The organism is Nissabacter sp. SGAir0207 (genome assembly GCF_005491205.1).
Lineage (GTDB): Bacteria > Pseudomonadota > Gammaproteobacteria > Enterobacterales > Enterobacteriaceae > Chimaeribacter.
The window spans coordinates 158,937-174,378 of record NZ_CP028036.1 but is presented as its reverse complement, the minus strand read 5'-3'; the positions used below and the strand labels follow the sequence as shown (position 1 = coordinate 174,378).

Below are 15,442 nucleotides of genomic sequence, written 5' to 3'. Positions count from 1 at the left end.
GGCCCCGACCACCTGACAGTGCTGACATCGCCCTTCCATCGCTGTTGAGAGAAAACTATGTCACCTGAACAAGCCGAACAGTTTTTACAAGAGAACCAGATCCGTTACGTGCTGGCGCAGTTTGTTGATATCCACGGGGCGGCCAAGACCAAGGCCGTGCCGGCCAAGTGCCTGATGGATATCGTCGAGAAGGGCGCGGGCTTTGCCGGTTTTGCCATCTCCGGCATGGGGATGGAGCCGCAGGGGCCGGACTTCTACGCCAGGGGCGATCTCAGCACCCTGTCGCTGGTGCCCTGGCAGCCCGGCTACGCCCGCATCGTCTGTAGCGGTTATGTCAACAATGCGCCCCACCCCTATGACAGCCGGGTGGTGCTGCAAAAGCAGGTCGCCCGGCTGGCGGAGCATGGCTGGGTACTGAACAGCGGGCTGGAGCCGGAGTTCTCCCTCTTCAGCCGCGGGCCGGGGGGCGAAGCGTTGCCCGCCGACCCCAGCGATACGCTGGCCAAGCCCTGCTATGACTACAAGGGGCTGTCGCGGGCGCGCGGCTTCCTTGAACAGCTGACCGAGTCGCTGCAAGCGGTGGGTTTTGACGTCTACCAGATTGACCACGAAGACGCCAACGGCCAGTTTGAGATTAACTACAGCTACAGCGACGCCCTCACCTCCGCCGATCGCTTCACCTTTGTGCGCATGGCCGCCGGGGAGATTGCCCACGAGCGCGGGCTGCTCTGCTCCTTTATGCCCAAGCCGTGCGCCGACAAGCCCGGCAACGGTATGCACTTCCACCTCTCCATGGCCGATGGGCAGGGCAAAAACCTGTTCTTCGACGATCAGGATGCGCAGGGGCTGGGGCTGTCGGCCACCGCCTACCACTTCCTCGCCGGGCTGCTACACCACGCGGGCGCGCTGTGCGCACTGGCCGCCCCGACCGTCAACTCCTACAAGCGGCTGGTGAGCGGCGGCTCGCACAGCGGCGCGACCTGGGCACCGGTGTTCATCACCTATGGCGATAACAACCGCTCGGCAATGGTGCGCGTGCCCTACGGCCGCCTCGAGCTACGCCTGCCCGATACCGGTGCCAACCCCTATCTGGTGCACGCGGCGATCATCGCCGCCGGGCTGGATGGCATCACCCGCAAGCTCGATCCGGGCAAGGCGCAGAACCGCAATCTCTACGCCATGACGCCCGCGATGTGCCAGCAGGAGGGCATCTCCCTGCTGCCGCAAAACCTGAAAGAGGCGGTCGATGCGCTGGAGGCCGACGCGCTGCTGCGCGAGAGTCTGGGCGTGGCGCTGGTGGATGAGTTCATCCGCGTCAAGCGTCAGGAGTGGCACGAGTACCACCGCCACGTCAGCGAGTGGGAAACCCGTCGCTATCTCGAATTCTTTTAACTACCAGCCGCTGAATCACGAGGATACTTATGTGTGGGATCGTTGGACTTTACTTTAAAAATGCCGCGCTGGAGCCGCAGTTGGGCGCGCTGTTCACCCCAATGCTGATGGCGATGACCGACCGTGGCCCGGATAGCGCGGGTTTTGCCCTCTATGGCGATGAGTACCATGACGGCATCAAGCTGACCCTGCGCAGCGATCAGGAGAGCTACAACTGGCCAGCGCTGGCGGAGCGCTTCGGCGTCGCCTTTGGCCGGGTGGATGAGTGGTTCCCGCTGGCCGATGCCACGGTGTTCAAGCTGCCCACCACCGAGGCGCTGGCGCTGGAGTGGCTGGCCAGCGAAGCCCCGGAAGTGGACGTGCTGAGCGCGGGCCATAGCATCGAGATCCTGAAGGGGGTCGGGCTGCCGGGCGAGGTGGCTGCCCACTTCGGGCTGGAGAAGATGGCTGGCAGCCACGCCATCGGCCACACCCGCATGGCGACCGAGAGCGCGGTAACGCTGCAAGGGAGCCACCCCTTCTCCACCGGGATGGATCTCTGTCTGGTGCATAACGGCTCGCTCTCCAACCACAACCGCCTGCGCGAGAAGCTCAAGCGCGCCGGTATCAGTTTCAAAACCGACAATGACTCAGAGGTTGCGGCGGGCTACCTGGCCTGGCGGATGCGTCAGGGCGACAGCCTCACCACGGCGTTGCAGAACGCGCTGAAGGATCTGGATGGCTTCTTTACCTTCACCATCGGCACCCATGACGGCTTTGCCGTGGTGCGTGACCCCATCTCCTGCAAACCGGCGGTGATCGCCGAAACCGACGACTACGTGGCGATGGCCTCGGAGTACCGCGCCCTCGCCCACCTGCCGGGCATCAATGACGCGCGGGTCTGGGAGCCGGAGCCAGCCAAAATTTATGTATGGGAACGCCTTAACCAACCAGCCACGGGGAGCCAGCGCTGATGAAAACCTACGATCTGAGCGCCGGGGTGCGCGAACTCAACCAAGCGCTGCATGACCCGGCGCAGTGCCGCGAGATCAACGCCTGGCGGGTGGTGAACCCGCAAGGGCAGCACAACATCGCCTGCGGCGTGAATGAGGCGGTGACCATCGACATCGACGGCCACGCCGGTTACTACTGCGCTGGCATGAACCAGCGCGCCGACATCACCATCCACGGCAACGCGGGCGTGGGGGTGGCGGAGAACATGATGTCCGGCAGCGTGCGGGTGAAGGGTGACGCCTCCCAGTCTGCCGGGGCGACCGGCAACGGCGGCTTGCTGGTGATTGAGGGCAACGCCTCGGCGCGCTGCGGCATCTCGATGAAGGGCATCAACATCGTGGTGAAGGGCAATATTGGCGCGATGAGTGCCTTTATGGCGCAGGCCGGTTGTCTGGTGGTGTGCGGCGACGCCGGTGAGGCACTGGGCGACTCGCTCTATGAGGCGCATATCTACGTCAAGGGGCAAGTGGCCTCGCTGGGCGCGGACTGCGTGCAGAAGGAGATGCGGCCAGAGCACCTGAGCGAGCTGGCCGCCCTGCTGGAGCAGGCCGGTTTCACCGACGAGTCGCCGGAGGCGTTCACCCGCTACGGCTCGGCACGCACGCTGTATAACTTCAAAGTGGATAACGCCTCAGCGTACTAAGGCACAGGAGCAGAATATGAGCGAAAAATACAACCCGACGCTGAGAGAGTCAGCCACCTATGACCGCGCGGCCATCGCCGAGATCCAGCGCGCCGCCGAGACCGGCATCTATGACATCCGTGGCTGGGGTGCCAAACGCAAAGTGCCGCACTTTGATGACCTGCTGTTTCTGGGGGCCAGCATGTCGCGCTACCCGCTGGAGGGTTACCGCGAGAAGTGCAGCACGGAAGTCGTGCTCGGCACCCGCTTCGCCAAGAAGCCGCTGGTGCTCAGCACGCCGGTGACCATCGCGGGCATGAGCTTCGGCGCGCTCTCCGCACAGGCCAAGGAGGCGTTGGGCCGCGGTGCCTCGGCGGTCGGCACCTCTACCACCACCGGTGACGGCGGCATGACGCCCGAGGAGCGCGGCCAGTCCAGCAAGCTGGTCTACCAATATTTGCCCTCCCGCTATGGCATGAACCCGGATGACCTGCGCAAGGCGGATGCCATTGAGGTGGTGCTTGGGCAAGGCGCAAAACCGGGCGGCGGCGGGATGCTGCTGGGGCAGAAGATCTCCGAGCGCGTCGCCAAGATGCGCTGCCTGCCGCAGGGCATTGACCAACGCAGCGCCTGCCGCCACCCGGACTGGACAGGCCCAGACGATCTGGCGATCAAGATTGCCGAGCTGCGTGAGATCACCGACTGGCAGGTGCCGATCTACGTGAAGGTGGGAGCGACCCGCACCTACTACGACGTGAAGCTGGCGGTGCACGCCGGGGCAGACGTGGTGGTGGTGGACGGGATGCAGGGCGGCACCGCCGCCACCCAGGATGTGTTTATTGAGCACGTGGGCATCCCGACCATGGCGGCCATTCCGCAGGCGGTACAGGCGTTGCAGGAGCTGGGCGTGCACCGCGAGGTGCAGCTGATTGTTTCCGGCGGCATCCGCAACGGCGCGGACGTGGCAAAGGCGATTGCGCTGGGCGCGGACGCGGTGGCAATCGGCACGGCGGCGCTGATCGCGCTGGGCGACAACCATCCGCGCTATCAGGCCGAGTATGAGAAGCTTGGCTCCGCCGCCGGTTTTTATGATGACTTCCAAGAGGGGAAAGATCCGGCGGGCATCACCACCCAAGACCCGGAGCTGAGCCAGCGCCTCGATCCGGTGGCCGCTGGCAAGCGGCTGGCCAACTACCTGCGGGTGCTGACGCTGGAGGCGCAGACGCTGGCGCGTGCCTGTGGCAAGTCCCACCTGCACAATCTGGAGCCAGAGGATCTGGTGGCCCTGACCGTCGAGGCGGCGGCAATGGCCCGCGTGCCGCTGGCTGGCACCCAGTGGATCCCCGGCCAGGGGTTGAAATAGGCCATCCCTGCCATCCAGTGATAAGCCGCCAAGTGGCGGCTTTTTTTATGGCTATCCCTGATTGAAACGCGAGGCCAACTTGTCCCATGCGTCACGGTCAGTGCGCTCGAAGGTCAGCGGCGTGACGGAGATGTAACCGTCAGCGACGGCCGCCACCTCGCTGTGCGCTGGCAACGCCGTCACGCCATGCTCCACGCGGATCCAGAAGTACTCCTCCCCGTGCGGATCGGTGGTGGGCGTGACAAACAGCCCTTTGACCTTGCCAATCCCCTGCCGGCTCACCTTGACCCCCTTGATTGCCTCCACCGGCAGGTGCGGGAAATTGACGTTCAGGCAGCACCCCTCCGGCAGCCCATCCTCCAGCAGCCGCGCCAGCACCGGCAGGCAGAACTGCTCGGCCACCTGCCACTCCGGCGCGGCATCCTGTGGCTTGTCCTGGCTCAGTGCCACCGAAGGAATGCCGAGCAGCACGCCGGTGATGGCCGCGCCGACCGTGCCGGAGAGCACCGTCTCAAAGCCGATGTTCGAGCCGCTGTTGATGCCGGAGAGCAGCACATCAGGCGGGGCATCTTTCATCAGGTGCCTGACGGCCAGCGTTACGCAGTCCGCGGGCGTGCCATGTACGGCATAGCGGCGCGGGCCGCGCGGCTCCACCCGCACCGGCTCGCGCAGGCTCACCGAATTGGAGACGCCGCTCTTGTCGGTGGCGGGGGCGACAATCCAGACCTCATCGGCCAGGAGGGCGGCAATGTCTGCCAGCAGCGCCATGCCGGGGGCGTCAATGCCGTCATCATTGGAGAGCAGGACGCGGCGTAATGGTTTTTCACTCACTCGGTTTCTCCTTATTCAGGGCGCGGGGCACCCTGAAGCATAGGCTTCATGATTAATGAAAAGGGGTGAATTACTCTTTTTCGCCGAACCCGTCGGCAAATAATCCTTTTATTTCGCTCATCAGATCCTGCTCATCCGCGCCATCGCAAATAATGTCGATATGGGAGTGACCTTTTACCCCCGCGCCCAGGACGCTCATCAGCCCTTTTATTACCACCTCCTTGCCGTTATTGACCAACGTCATGGAGGACTCATATTTCTTCAGCGTTTTAATCAGGGTGGCGGCCGGGCGTGCGTGTAGCCCCGTGCTATTAACCACACGTATGCTTTCTCGAATCATTTTTCATCCCAATTGGCAGGCGGTATCGATTAAGAGGCGCGATTCATCATCTGGATTTTGCTGAAAACATCCTCCTCCACGGCCGCTTTGGCGCTGGTCATGACGCGCGCCAGATTGGCCTCATTATTATTTTCCGTCCACGCCCGGCCGACGGCGGTAATAAAGGCTTTGCGCAGGTCACTGGCAATATTCACCTTCACGACGTTATATTTCACAAAGCTGCGGATAATCGCCTCATCAATGCCGGAGCCGCCGTGGATCACCAGCGGCACCGGGCAGATTGCGGCAATGTCCTGAAGCAGCGGGATGTCAATGCGCGGCACATCCTCCAGGCCATGTACGTTGCCAACGGAGACCGCCAGCATACTGCACCCGGTCTCCTGCACAAAACGCAGCACCTGCCGGGGATCGGTCTTGCAGTCTGCCTCGCTGACGTGGTCATCCTCCTTGCCCAGTATCGCCCCCAGCTCCGCCTCCACCGGCACGCCATAGGATTTACAGAAGTCCACCGCCGCCTTGGTAAAGGCGATGTTCTCTTCAAACGGTAATTCCGCGCCATCAATCATCACCGAGGTAAAGCCGGCCCGGACGGCGTTTTTTACATCCTCCAGCTTTTTGCCATGATCCAAATGCAGGCTAACCGGCACATCCATGACGGCGGCGCGCTTTTTCACAATCTCGTAAATATAGTCATAACCCGACAGTGTCGCGTTGGTGGGGGCGATCTGGATAAAGTTCGGCAACCCTGAACGCTCGATGGCGTCCAAAATAGAGAGGGTGGTTTCCAGATTGGTGGTATTAAATGCCCCGGCCAAAACACGTTTTTCACGGATGCGGTCAAGCAGGATATTACCGTTGACTAATGGCATGATGGTTATCTCTCTCTTCGTTGAAGTACGGTACCTAAATAGTATTTATCCGACTTAAGCCAGACATTGCCAAATTCCACCGGCATGTCCTGCTTAAAGAACACTAGCTGTTCAAGATGGAGCACTGGCGCATCTTCATACACCTCCAAATAGTGCCCGCGCTCGGCCCCAATAATTTTGGCGGCGTAGCGGCTCTCCGAAAAACTGATCTTTTTGCCGGACAGCTTTTCAATGGTAGGAAACAGGTTGTGATGGTTGAAATCCACTTCGGTAATGCCGGGGCAGTGCTCCAGGTTGATGCGGTTCTCAATCAGCATCACCTTCTCCCCCTCCACGCTGCGCACCCGTTTCAGGTAGAGGATGGGCGCGCCCACCGCAATGTTCAGCTTGGACGCCACCCGCTTGGAGGCGGCCTCAGTCCGGCACTCAATCACCTCGGTGCTGAACTTCAGGTGCTGGCTCTCCAGCGACTCGGCAAACGACAGCAGCCCCTCGCCCAGCGCATAGGAGATATTTTCACTCTTCACGAAGGTGCCTTTTCCCTGCACCTGCACCAACAGCCCCTCTTTGACCAGCATGGTCACCGCCTTTTTGACCGTGCCGCGGCTGACGCCCAGCATCTCCATGATCTGGTTCTCAGACGGCACACGATCGCCGGTGGTGAGGTCGCCTTTATAGATGTTGCCGCGGATCCATTCGGACACCTGTAGATAGAGCGGCACTTCAGAATCTTTCAAAACGGTATTCATCCCCATACTCCCTCGGTAGTTAAGATCGTCTATGTACGACTATGCACAAGTATCGCCCGAACATACCCTGATTTCCTGCCATTCACAAACGATCTGCCTCACAATTCCCGTGCAACTTTTCCCTGTCCAGCGACGGTCCGCCGGGGATGGCCATGCAGAAAAACCCGCCGTGTTCACTCCATTTTTATGATGACTTTCAGCACGTTATTCTGGGGGTTGGCGGCGAACGCGATCGCCTCCTCCAGCTGCGACAGCGGATAGCTGTGGGTGATCATCGCCTCGACGTTGATGCGGTTGCGCCGGATGATCTCCACCGCCTCGGGCATCTCATAGGGCGAGAGGGAGTAAGTGCCGATGACCGAGATTTCATCGCGGAAGAAGCGCCCGGCGTCAATGTTGACCATCGGCAGGTGATCGAACGGGGAGAAGACCACCACCCGCCCACCGCGCCGCAGCAAAGAGATGGCCTGTGGCAGCAGCGCGGAGACCCCGGCAGCGATCACCACCACATCCACCCCCAGCCCGCCGGTCACCTCACGCACGCGCGCCTCCAGATCCTCCTCCGCCGGGTTGATGGCGTGGTCAATGCCCAGTTGCAGGGCTAAATCCAGCTTGAAGGGCGAAAGATCGGAGACCATCACCCGCCCGGCCCCCATCATCGCCGCCAGTTGCGCGCTCAGCAGGCCAATGGTGCCTGACCCCATCACCAGCACGCTGCACCCCGGCGTGATTGCCGCCCGCTTCAGGCCGTGCAGGCAGCAGCCGATAGGCTCCACCATCGCCGCTTTCTCCCAGGAGATGCCCTCCGGGATCAGGTGCGTCAGGTGGTTGACGTGCAGCTCTGGCAGCCGGATGTACTGGGCAAAGCCGCCCGGCTCAATGTGGGTGCGCTTGAACTGCTCGCACAGCGTGAAGTGGCCGCGGTTGCAGTCGTGGCAGGTAAAGCAGGGAACGTGGATGGCGGTCACCACGCGGTCGCCCGGCCGGAAACGGGTGACGCGGCGGCCCACCTTCACCACTTCTGCCGCCACCTCATGCCCCAATACCACCGGGCCGGTGACGGTCTGGTGTTGCGCCTTGTGGATGTCCGTCCCGCACAGGCCGCAACTCTTCATCTCCACCAGAATGTCGCCCTCCCCCAACTCAGGGACGGGCACCTCTTCATAGCGGATCACATCTTTACGGTAATAGACACTGGCTTTCATCATTTTGTCCTGTTGGGGTTTCAATATGGGTTTTTGCGTCATACAGCGGCAGGTAGAGACGCGTGTAAATCGCCTGGAAACGCGGGGCGCTGCTGTCTGGCCGATAGCGGATCAGCGCCCCCTCCGGCAGGTGGTGCTCCCCCGCCCATAGCCCGGCACCGCGCGCGCCGATGATCGCCGCCCCGAGGCTGACCGCCTCCGGCAGGGAGCAGGCCACAATCTCCCGGTTGAGAATATTGGCCTTCAACTGGAGCCAGTAGGGGTTCTGGCAGGCTGCACCAATCACCATGATGGCTGGCCAGTGGTGGCCGGTCAGCGACTCATAGGTCTCCAGCAGCAGCTTCAGCTCAAAGCAGAGGCCGTGGAACAGCGCGCTGAGCAGCGCCTCTGGCCCGCTGTGCTCATCAATGCCGTAGATCATGCCACGCGCAAAAATACTGCGTTTCGGTGGCCCACTGCCGCGCAGGTGCGGGATCAGGAAGTGCTCCTGCGGCCGCTCCGCCGCCCCCGCCTGCACCAGCCGCTGGGTCATGGCGCTGAACTCCGCCGCGCTCAGGCCGAACAGCGTGCGAAACCACTCGATCGCATACCCGGCTGATGGCAGCGAGGCGTAGAGGGTGTAGGCGCCGGGCAGCACATGGCGGCCATTCGACACCCGCGCGCGGAAGTAGTCGGGCGTGGTGGCAGGCTGGCCGCGCACCACCAGCAACCCTTCGGTGGTGCCGGTGGAGTTGAGGATCTGCCTCTCATCACGGATACCGGCCGCCACCGAGCCACACATGTGGTCATGGCCCGCGATGGCAATCTTCGCCGTGGCCGGGATGCCCGTTTGCTCCGCCAGCCCCGCCAACAGGGTGCCAATCGGCTCACCGGCGTTGACCAGCGGGCTGAACAGCCCGACCGGCAGCGACAGCGCGTGGCAGATCTTCTCTGACCACTCGCCAGCCTGCATATCAAAGGCCAGCGTGCGCGAGGCGAGCGAGTACTCCGCGCGCTTCACCCCGCTGAGGCGGAACGCCAGATACTCCGCCAGACAGAGCCAGCTCGCTGCCGACGTGGTCTGCGTGTGCGCCAGCAGCCACAGGATCTTGTTCAGGCTGTAGTTGCTGTGCGCCGGGATGCCCGCCACCTCATACAGGTTGGCCTCGCCGAGGCGATTGACCACCGCTTCATGCTGCGGCTGGGTGCGGCTGTCATACCAGGTCATCACTGGGCCGATGATCTGATCCTCTGCATCCAGCAGCACACCCGCCTCACCGACGCTGGCGACGGCAATCGAGGCAATCTCCTGCGGCGCATCGACGGCGGCGGCCACCGCGGCCAGACTCGCGACCACACCCTGCCAGAGGGCGTGGATGTCAAAGTCAGCGCCATACTCCGTCTCTATTTTCGGCGTGGGAAAGCTCTGTTTATCCACCAGCGCGAAGTCCGGCAGGCGGTATACACAGACTTTGCAATTTGTCGTCCCGACATCAATACCAATTGAGTACATAGCTCCCCCCGTCAGGGCACATCACCTGGGAGAGCCAGCGCGGCCCTCCCTCCGTGGCAGGTGTGGGTTATTTGGTCACCACGCTCTGTTGCGCGGCACGGATCTCTTCCTGCTCCTCCTGTTGCAGCTGTTTCCGCGTCATGCGGTAGAGCAGCAGGCAGGTGATGGCGACAATCGGGATCAGGATCAGCGCGATGGCATTGCCCTCAAACACCTTGACGGCCCAGAAGCGGAAGGGGTTGCCGCCATCCAGCAGGCTGGAGATTTCGCTGTCGGTATTCATCGGGAAGTGGATGCTCTTCGCCACGGCGGTCAGGATGGGAGCCGCTGCCGAAGCCACATAGAGGTTCATCGCCAGACAAGGGATGCCGATGATGAATGCCCGCGCGATGTTGCCCTTGCAGGCCAGCACCACCATTGAGATCGGCACCCAGATGTTCGCCAGATCGCCGAGCGGCAGCAGGCGGTTGCCCGGCAGGATCACCGCCAGCAGCACGCCAACCGGGATCAGCAACAGCGCGGTGGAGAGCACCGAGGGGTGGCCGACCGCCACGGCGATATCCAGCCCGATGTAGAGGTCATCCCGGTCTGGGTAACGCTTGCGCAGATAGGAGCGCACCGCGTCCGAGAGCGGCAGCAGCCCCTCCATCAGCAGCTTGACCATGCGCGGCATAATCAGCATCACTGCCCCGAGGCTCATCGCCAGCGTCAGCACGCCCTTGACGTCATAGCGGGCCAGCAAGCCGATGCCAGCACCCAAAATCACGCCGAGCATCATCGGCTCCCCAAAGATGCCAAACCGCTTCTGGATACTCTCCGGCTCTGCATGTAGCCGGTTGATGCCGGGCACTTTGTCCAGAATCAGGTTCCCCAGCAGGCCAATCGGGAAAAAGATCGCCGAGGAGAGCGTCGGCAGCGAGATACCGGGCAGGTTGAAGTACTTCTGGATCATCGGCGCGCACCAGTCCGCCAGCAGCAGGGTGATGACGCAGGTGATACCCGCGATCAGCAGGCCCAGCAGGAAACTGCCGGTCACGTTGTAGACCATCGCGCCGACCATCGAGAAGTGCCAGAAGTTCCAGACGTCAATATTGACGGTGCGCGTCCAGCGCAGTGTCAGCATCAGCACGTTGATGCCGAGCGTCAGCGGCACCACGAAGGGCGCCACCTGCGAGGCCCATGCGATGGCAGCCAGCGGCGTCCAGCCCAGATCCACCACCGGCAGGTTAATGCCGGTGTGGCGCACCATGTCCTTGGCGGCCGGGCCGAGGTTGTCCAGCAGCAGCCCGAACACCAGGAAGATGCCGATGAACCCCATGCCAATGGTCAGCGCCGAGCGCAGCGCCCGGCTAAAGCCGGTGCGCAGGCAGAGCGCCATGATAAAGATGATGATGGGCAACATGATGGTGGGGCCAAGCCCCAGCAGATACTGCACCCCGCCATAGAATTTTTCGAGCATGGTCGTATCCTCATCAGCCCTTGAGCGTGGCGACAATTTTTTCCAGCAGCGCCTCTTCCCCAAACCCGGTCAGCAGCGGCAGGCCGTTCATGACCGGGGTTTGCAGGTTCATTTTTACCGCCGAGGTGACGATGATGATGTCCGCCATCCCATCCTGGCTGGCGATGGTGCCGATGTTGGACTGGATAGCCTCTACATTGATGCCCTGCTCTTTGCAGTAGTTGACCACTTTTTCCGTGGCGACGGCTGAGGTGGCGATTCCGCTGGTACAAGCAAAGATGATTTTCTTATTCATTTCAGACTCCACAAGGTGTAATCGGATGGTGGAACGCGTTGGGGCACGGTTAGTCGAGGTGGGCCGCCAGCACCTGTATCACCTCCTCTGGCGAGGCGGCATGTAGGATCTTTTCCATGTCGTCGCTCTGCTGGAACAGGGCGATCAGTTTCATCAGGAACTCGAGGTGGGCATCCTTCTCCTTCAGCAACAGGAAGAAGATGACATGCACCTTCATGGTCAAATCAGGATCTTCCGCCTGATTGAACACCATGCCTTCCGGGCAGGTCACCACCGCCAGCCGCTCCTCACGCACATGCTCAACGTCCACATGCGGGATCGCCACGCCCAGCCTCTCCAGTTGCATTGCAGTGGGGTGATTCTGCTCGCGCAGCAGCAGCGCTTGCGGGTAGCTCGGCTCGACGATGCCCTTTGCCAGCAGCGCCTCACTGATTTGGCCAAACAGGGCATTGCGATCGGCGGCCGTTGGGTTGAGCCAGATCAGCCCCGGTTCCAGGGTGTTATTTAATGCCATCTTGTTTTCCCCAATTCTCTGTAGTCATCATTCGGCAGACCTGCCTACCGAGTTAGAATCAGGCATGGTTGTCTATATACAACCATGTCCAACTTGTACAAAAACTACTCCTCAAACCTTGCCGAGGGCAATTTCTGTTGGCGGGAATTGTGTTTGGCTTCACATAAAATTATTGGCGCGACCAGCGATTGCCATGCCTAAGCCAGCCGGTTATTCGTCTTAATTCACTGTTTAGTAGATGATTTATGCGTAACAAGCGGAGTGCGGCCACCTAAAGCGAAAAGCGAGGCGGGGGAAACGAGAAGAAAGATCATGTTGAGAGGGGAGAAGATGCCGCCACAGGCTGTGGCGCATCTATTGCGGTGCCTGTGTAATGCAAGGCACCGATTTTCGAGGTAGTTAGCTGCCGCGATAGGTTGAATAGCCATACTGGCTCAGCAGCAGCGGCACATGGTAATGCTCGTGCGTATTGCTGATATGGAACTCCACCGGGATCTCGGGGAAGAAGCTCTCCTGCTTTTGCTCGCTGAAATAGTGCCCGACCATGAAGACCACACGGTAGTCACCGCTGGCCGCCGGCTGTGCAGGCCAGAACTGTTTGATGCGCCCGTCGCGGTCGGTCGTCCCCTTGTTCAACAACGTCCAGCCATTGCCCTGCTTCTGCTCCAGCGTCACGTCCACATTGGCGGCGGGTTTACCGGTTTGCTGGTTCAGCACATGGACGCTCAAAAGGTTCTGCTCGGCGGCCACGGCGCTGGTGGTCGCGGTAAGGGCGAGCGCCAGCGCCGCCGCGGTAAGGTATTGTTTCATAGTGAATGCCTCTGTTTGGATGTGTCCCTGTTATAACCGGCATCCCGGATCAGAGAGCTGACGCCAGCATGACAAAAATGTCAGATTGGCTACGCCAGCCACACCCAATGTTTTTCAAGTTCCACTCTGCCACTACGTTGCCCACCGCCATGAAAGTTCAGGCCACATCGCCGATCATGAATTTGGCTCATGTTCGTTGAAAACAAATCACTTTTATTCAATTAAGGAATAAGGCATAAATTATGCATTGTCATCAGTTATAGAAATATGAAGACGACTCAATGAAAACGCCACAGATGAAGATCGGGACGTCCTGATAATCCATTAATAAAATCAGTTTAATAACCGACATTAGGATACCAGATTGCGATGAATAAAGAATTTACCTTTGCCATTAAGCGCATTCGCTTCGACGAAAATTATAATCCCTCAGAAGGCACGCGCATCACGACCAACTTTGCCAATTTGGCCAGGGGCGAAAAGCGCCAGGAGAACTTGCGCAATGCTCTGGTGATGATTGACAACCGCTTCAACTCTCTGGCGCACTGGGATAATCCTAATTCAGATCGTTACTCGGTTGAAATCGATATTATTTCTGCGGAGATGCGTGTTGCGGATAATGACCAGACGTTCCCGGTGATTGAAATACTGAAGACAAGCATCCTCGACAAAAAAACCAATGAACGCATTGAAGGGATTGTTGGCAATAATTTCTCCTCCTATGTGCGCGATTATGATTTCAGCGTGTTGCTCTCTGAGCATAATAGAGGCAAGGCCGGTTTTTCCATCCCAGAAAACTTTGGCAACCTGCACGGCAACATTTTCAAATGCTTCGTTGAGTCAGAGGCTTACCAAGAGAACTTCTCCAAGTCACCGGTGATCTGCCTGAGCGTGTCGAGCAAGAACGTCTATCGCCGGACGGGCAATGTGCACCCTGTACTGGGCATTGAGTACCAGCAAAATGAATCCTCCCTGACCGATCGCTACTTCGCGAAAATGGGGTTGCAGGTTCGTTACTTTATGCCGCCAAACAGTGTTGCGCCGCTGGCCTTCTATTTCCACGGCGATCTGCTCAGTGACTATACCAACCTTGAGCTTATCAGCACCATCAGCACCATGGAGACGTTCCAGAAGATCTACCGGCCTGAGATCTACAATGCGAATTCCGCGGCGGGAATTTGCTATCAGCCCAGCCTGAATTACCAGGATTACTCCTTAACTCGAATTGTTTATGATCGAGAGGAACGCAGCCAATTAGCGGTTGAGCAGGGAAAATTCACCGAGGAGCACTTTATTAAGCCTTACCAGACTCTCCTCGAAAAATGGTCTGCTGAATGCACTCTTTGATCAACTAAAAATATAAGGTCATCTATTATGAAAAAGTTATTACCTACGTCAACGGCTGGCAGTTTACCTAAACCCTCCTGGCTCGCGCAGCCGGAGACCCTGTGGTCGCCGTGGAAATTGGAAGATGAGGGCCTGATTGAGGGCAAACAGGATGCCCTGACGCTGTCCTTGGCAGACCAGCAACAGGCAGGCATTGATATCGTCAGTGATGGCGAGCAGACGCGCCAGCACTTTGTCACCACCTTTATCGAGCACCTTGATGGCGTGGATTTTGAAAAGCGCGAAGTGGTGAAAATCCGTAATCGCTATGATGCCAGTGTGCCGAGCGTCGTGGGTGCCGTGAGCCGCCAGAAGCCGGTTTTCGTTGAAGATGCCAAGTTCCTGCGCCAGCAGACCGATCAGCCCATCAAATGGGCCTTGCCGGGGCCGATGACCATGATCGATACCCTTTATGATGGTCACTATAAAAGCCGTGAGAAACTCGCTTGGGAGTTCGCCAAGATCCTTAATCAGGAAGCCAAAGAGTTGGAGGCAGCGGGCGTTGATATCATTCAGTTTGATGAGCCAGCCTTTAACGTGTTCTTTGATGAGGTGAACGACTGGGGCATTGCCACTTTAGAAAAAGCGATCGAAGGCCTCAAGTGTGAGACGGCGGTACATATTTGCTACGGCTATGGCATCAAGGCCAATACCGACTGGAAAAAGACGCTGGGCACCGAGTGGCGGCAATATGAGGAGATCTTCCCCAAATTGCAAAAATCCAATATCGACATCGTCTCACTGGAGTGCCAGCACTCCCACGTGCCGATGGAGCTGATGGAACTGATTCGCGGCAAAAAAGTGATGGTAGGCGCGATTGACGTAGCCACCAACACCATCGAGACGCCAGAGGAAGTGGCTGAGACGCTGCGTAAAGCGCTGCAATTTGTCGACGCTGACAAGCTCTATCCGTGCACCAACTGTGGCATGGCTCCCCTGTCCCGCCAGGTGGCACGAGGCAAACTCAATGCGTTGAGCGCCGGTGCAGAGATTGTCCGCAGGGAACTGCTGGCGAAATAATTCGCCAACGCCTCGATTACCCCAAAAACTCAGTCCGGATGGGGCGGTTTGTCCGCCCCCAATACCCACCGGACTGGGCGATAATGCGTATTGCCGCCCTCG

General features: G+C 59.7%; 16 protein-coding genes. 6 read left to right on the top strand and 10 right to left on the bottom strand.

From position 1 onward, the window contains the following. Positions 1-57: 57 nt before the first annotated feature. The 4 genes from glnT to C1N62_RS18600 are packed head-to-tail and all read left to right on the top strand — an operon-like array spanning position 58 to position 4,370. On the top strand, positions 58-1,392 hold the full coding sequence (gene glnT / locus C1N62_RS18615) for a type III glutamate--ammonia ligase (protein ID WP_137765203.1): 1,335 nt from the start codon (positions 58-60) through the stop codon (positions 1,390-1,392). A 29-nt stretch (positions 1,393-1,421) separates the two neighbouring features. Then, positions 1,422-2,345 (top strand): glutamine amidotransferase family protein, encoded by a 924-nt coding sequence (locus C1N62_RS18610; protein ID WP_137765202.1) that lies wholly within the window; start codon positions 1,422-1,424, stop codon positions 2,343-2,345. Then, positions 2,345-3,028: a protein glxC gene (locus tag C1N62_RS18605; RefSeq protein ID WP_137765201.1), complete on the top strand. Its 684-nt coding sequence runs from the start codon at positions 2,345-2,347 to the stop codon at positions 3,026-3,028. The genes C1N62_RS18610 and C1N62_RS18605 overlap by 1 nt, the downstream gene beginning before the upstream one ends. 16 nt (positions 3,029-3,044) lie before the next feature. Further along, the gene (locus C1N62_RS18600) at positions 3,045-4,370 is read left to right on the top strand and encodes an FMN-binding glutamate synthase family protein (protein ID WP_137765200.1); all 1,326 of its coding nucleotides are present in this window, start codon (positions 3,045-3,047) and stop codon (positions 4,368-4,370) included. A gap of 51 nt (positions 4,371-4,421) precedes the next feature. On the opposite strand, the gene surE is transcribed toward C1N62_RS18600, so the two are convergent. From surE to hiuH, 10 genes are all read right to left on the bottom strand, one after another. Then, positions 4,422-5,201, bottom strand: a complete 780-nt coding sequence (gene surE, locus C1N62_RS18595; RefSeq protein ID WP_137765199.1) for a 5'/3'-nucleotidase SurE — start codon at positions 5,199-5,201, stop codon at positions 4,422-4,424. 70 nt (positions 5,202-5,271) lie between these two features. Next, positions 5,272-5,541: an HPr family phosphocarrier protein gene (locus tag C1N62_RS18590; RefSeq protein WP_137765198.1), complete on the bottom strand. Its 270-nt coding sequence runs from the start codon at positions 5,539-5,541 to the stop codon at positions 5,272-5,274. A 29-nt stretch (positions 5,542-5,570) separates the two neighbouring features. Beyond that, positions 5,571-6,410, bottom strand: coding sequence for a class II aldolase (locus C1N62_RS18585; RefSeq protein WP_137765197.1), 840 nt, complete (start codon positions 6,408-6,410; stop codon positions 5,571-5,573). Between the two features lie 5 nt (positions 6,411-6,415). Next, positions 6,416-7,159 (bottom strand): GntR family transcriptional regulator, encoded by a 744-nt coding sequence (locus C1N62_RS18580; RefSeq protein WP_137765196.1) that lies wholly within the window; start codon positions 7,157-7,159, stop codon positions 6,416-6,418. Between the two features lie 173 nt (positions 7,160-7,332). Then, positions 7,333-8,367 (bottom strand): zinc-dependent dehydrogenase, encoded by a 1,035-nt coding sequence (locus C1N62_RS18575; RefSeq protein ID WP_240775800.1) that lies wholly within the window; start codon positions 8,365-8,367, stop codon positions 7,333-7,335. Beyond that, positions 8,339-9,856 (bottom strand): L-fuculokinase, encoded by a 1,518-nt coding sequence (locus tag C1N62_RS18570; protein WP_137765195.1) that lies wholly within the window; start codon positions 9,854-9,856, stop codon positions 8,339-8,341. Before C1N62_RS18570 ends, C1N62_RS18575 begins: the two co-directional genes overlap by 29 nt. A gap of 67 nt (positions 9,857-9,923) precedes the next feature. Then, positions 9,924-11,315: a PTS galactitol transporter subunit IIC gene (locus C1N62_RS18565; RefSeq protein WP_137765194.1), complete on the bottom strand. Its 1,392-nt coding sequence runs from the start codon at positions 11,313-11,315 to the stop codon at positions 9,924-9,926. A 13-nt stretch (positions 11,316-11,328) separates the two neighbouring features. Further along, entirely contained in the window at positions 11,329-11,610 is a 282-nt protein-coding gene (locus tag C1N62_RS18560) for a PTS sugar transporter subunit IIB (protein WP_137765193.1), read from the bottom strand. A 49-nt stretch (positions 11,611-11,659) separates the two neighbouring features. Next, entirely contained in the window at positions 11,660-12,124 is a 465-nt protein-coding gene (locus C1N62_RS18555; protein ID WP_137765192.1) for a PTS sugar transporter subunit IIA, read from the bottom strand. A gap of 399 nt (positions 12,125-12,523) precedes the next feature. Then, the gene (hiuH, locus tag C1N62_RS18550) at positions 12,524-12,934 is read right to left on the bottom strand and encodes a hydroxyisourate hydrolase (RefSeq protein WP_137765191.1); all 411 of its coding nucleotides are present in this window, start codon (positions 12,932-12,934) and stop codon (positions 12,524-12,526) included. A gap of 369 nt (positions 12,935-13,303) precedes the next feature. Between hiuH and C1N62_RS18545 the strand changes: the two genes are divergently transcribed. Then, positions 13,304-14,281, top strand: coding sequence for a DUF1852 domain-containing protein (locus C1N62_RS18545; protein WP_137765190.1), 978 nt, complete (start codon positions 13,304-13,306; stop codon positions 14,279-14,281). A gap of 27 nt (positions 14,282-14,308) precedes the next feature. Beyond that, positions 14,309-15,340 (top strand): methionine synthase, encoded by a 1,032-nt coding sequence (locus C1N62_RS18540; RefSeq protein ID WP_137765189.1) that lies wholly within the window; start codon positions 14,309-14,311, stop codon positions 15,338-15,340. Positions 15,341-15,442 lie beyond the last annotated feature (102 nt).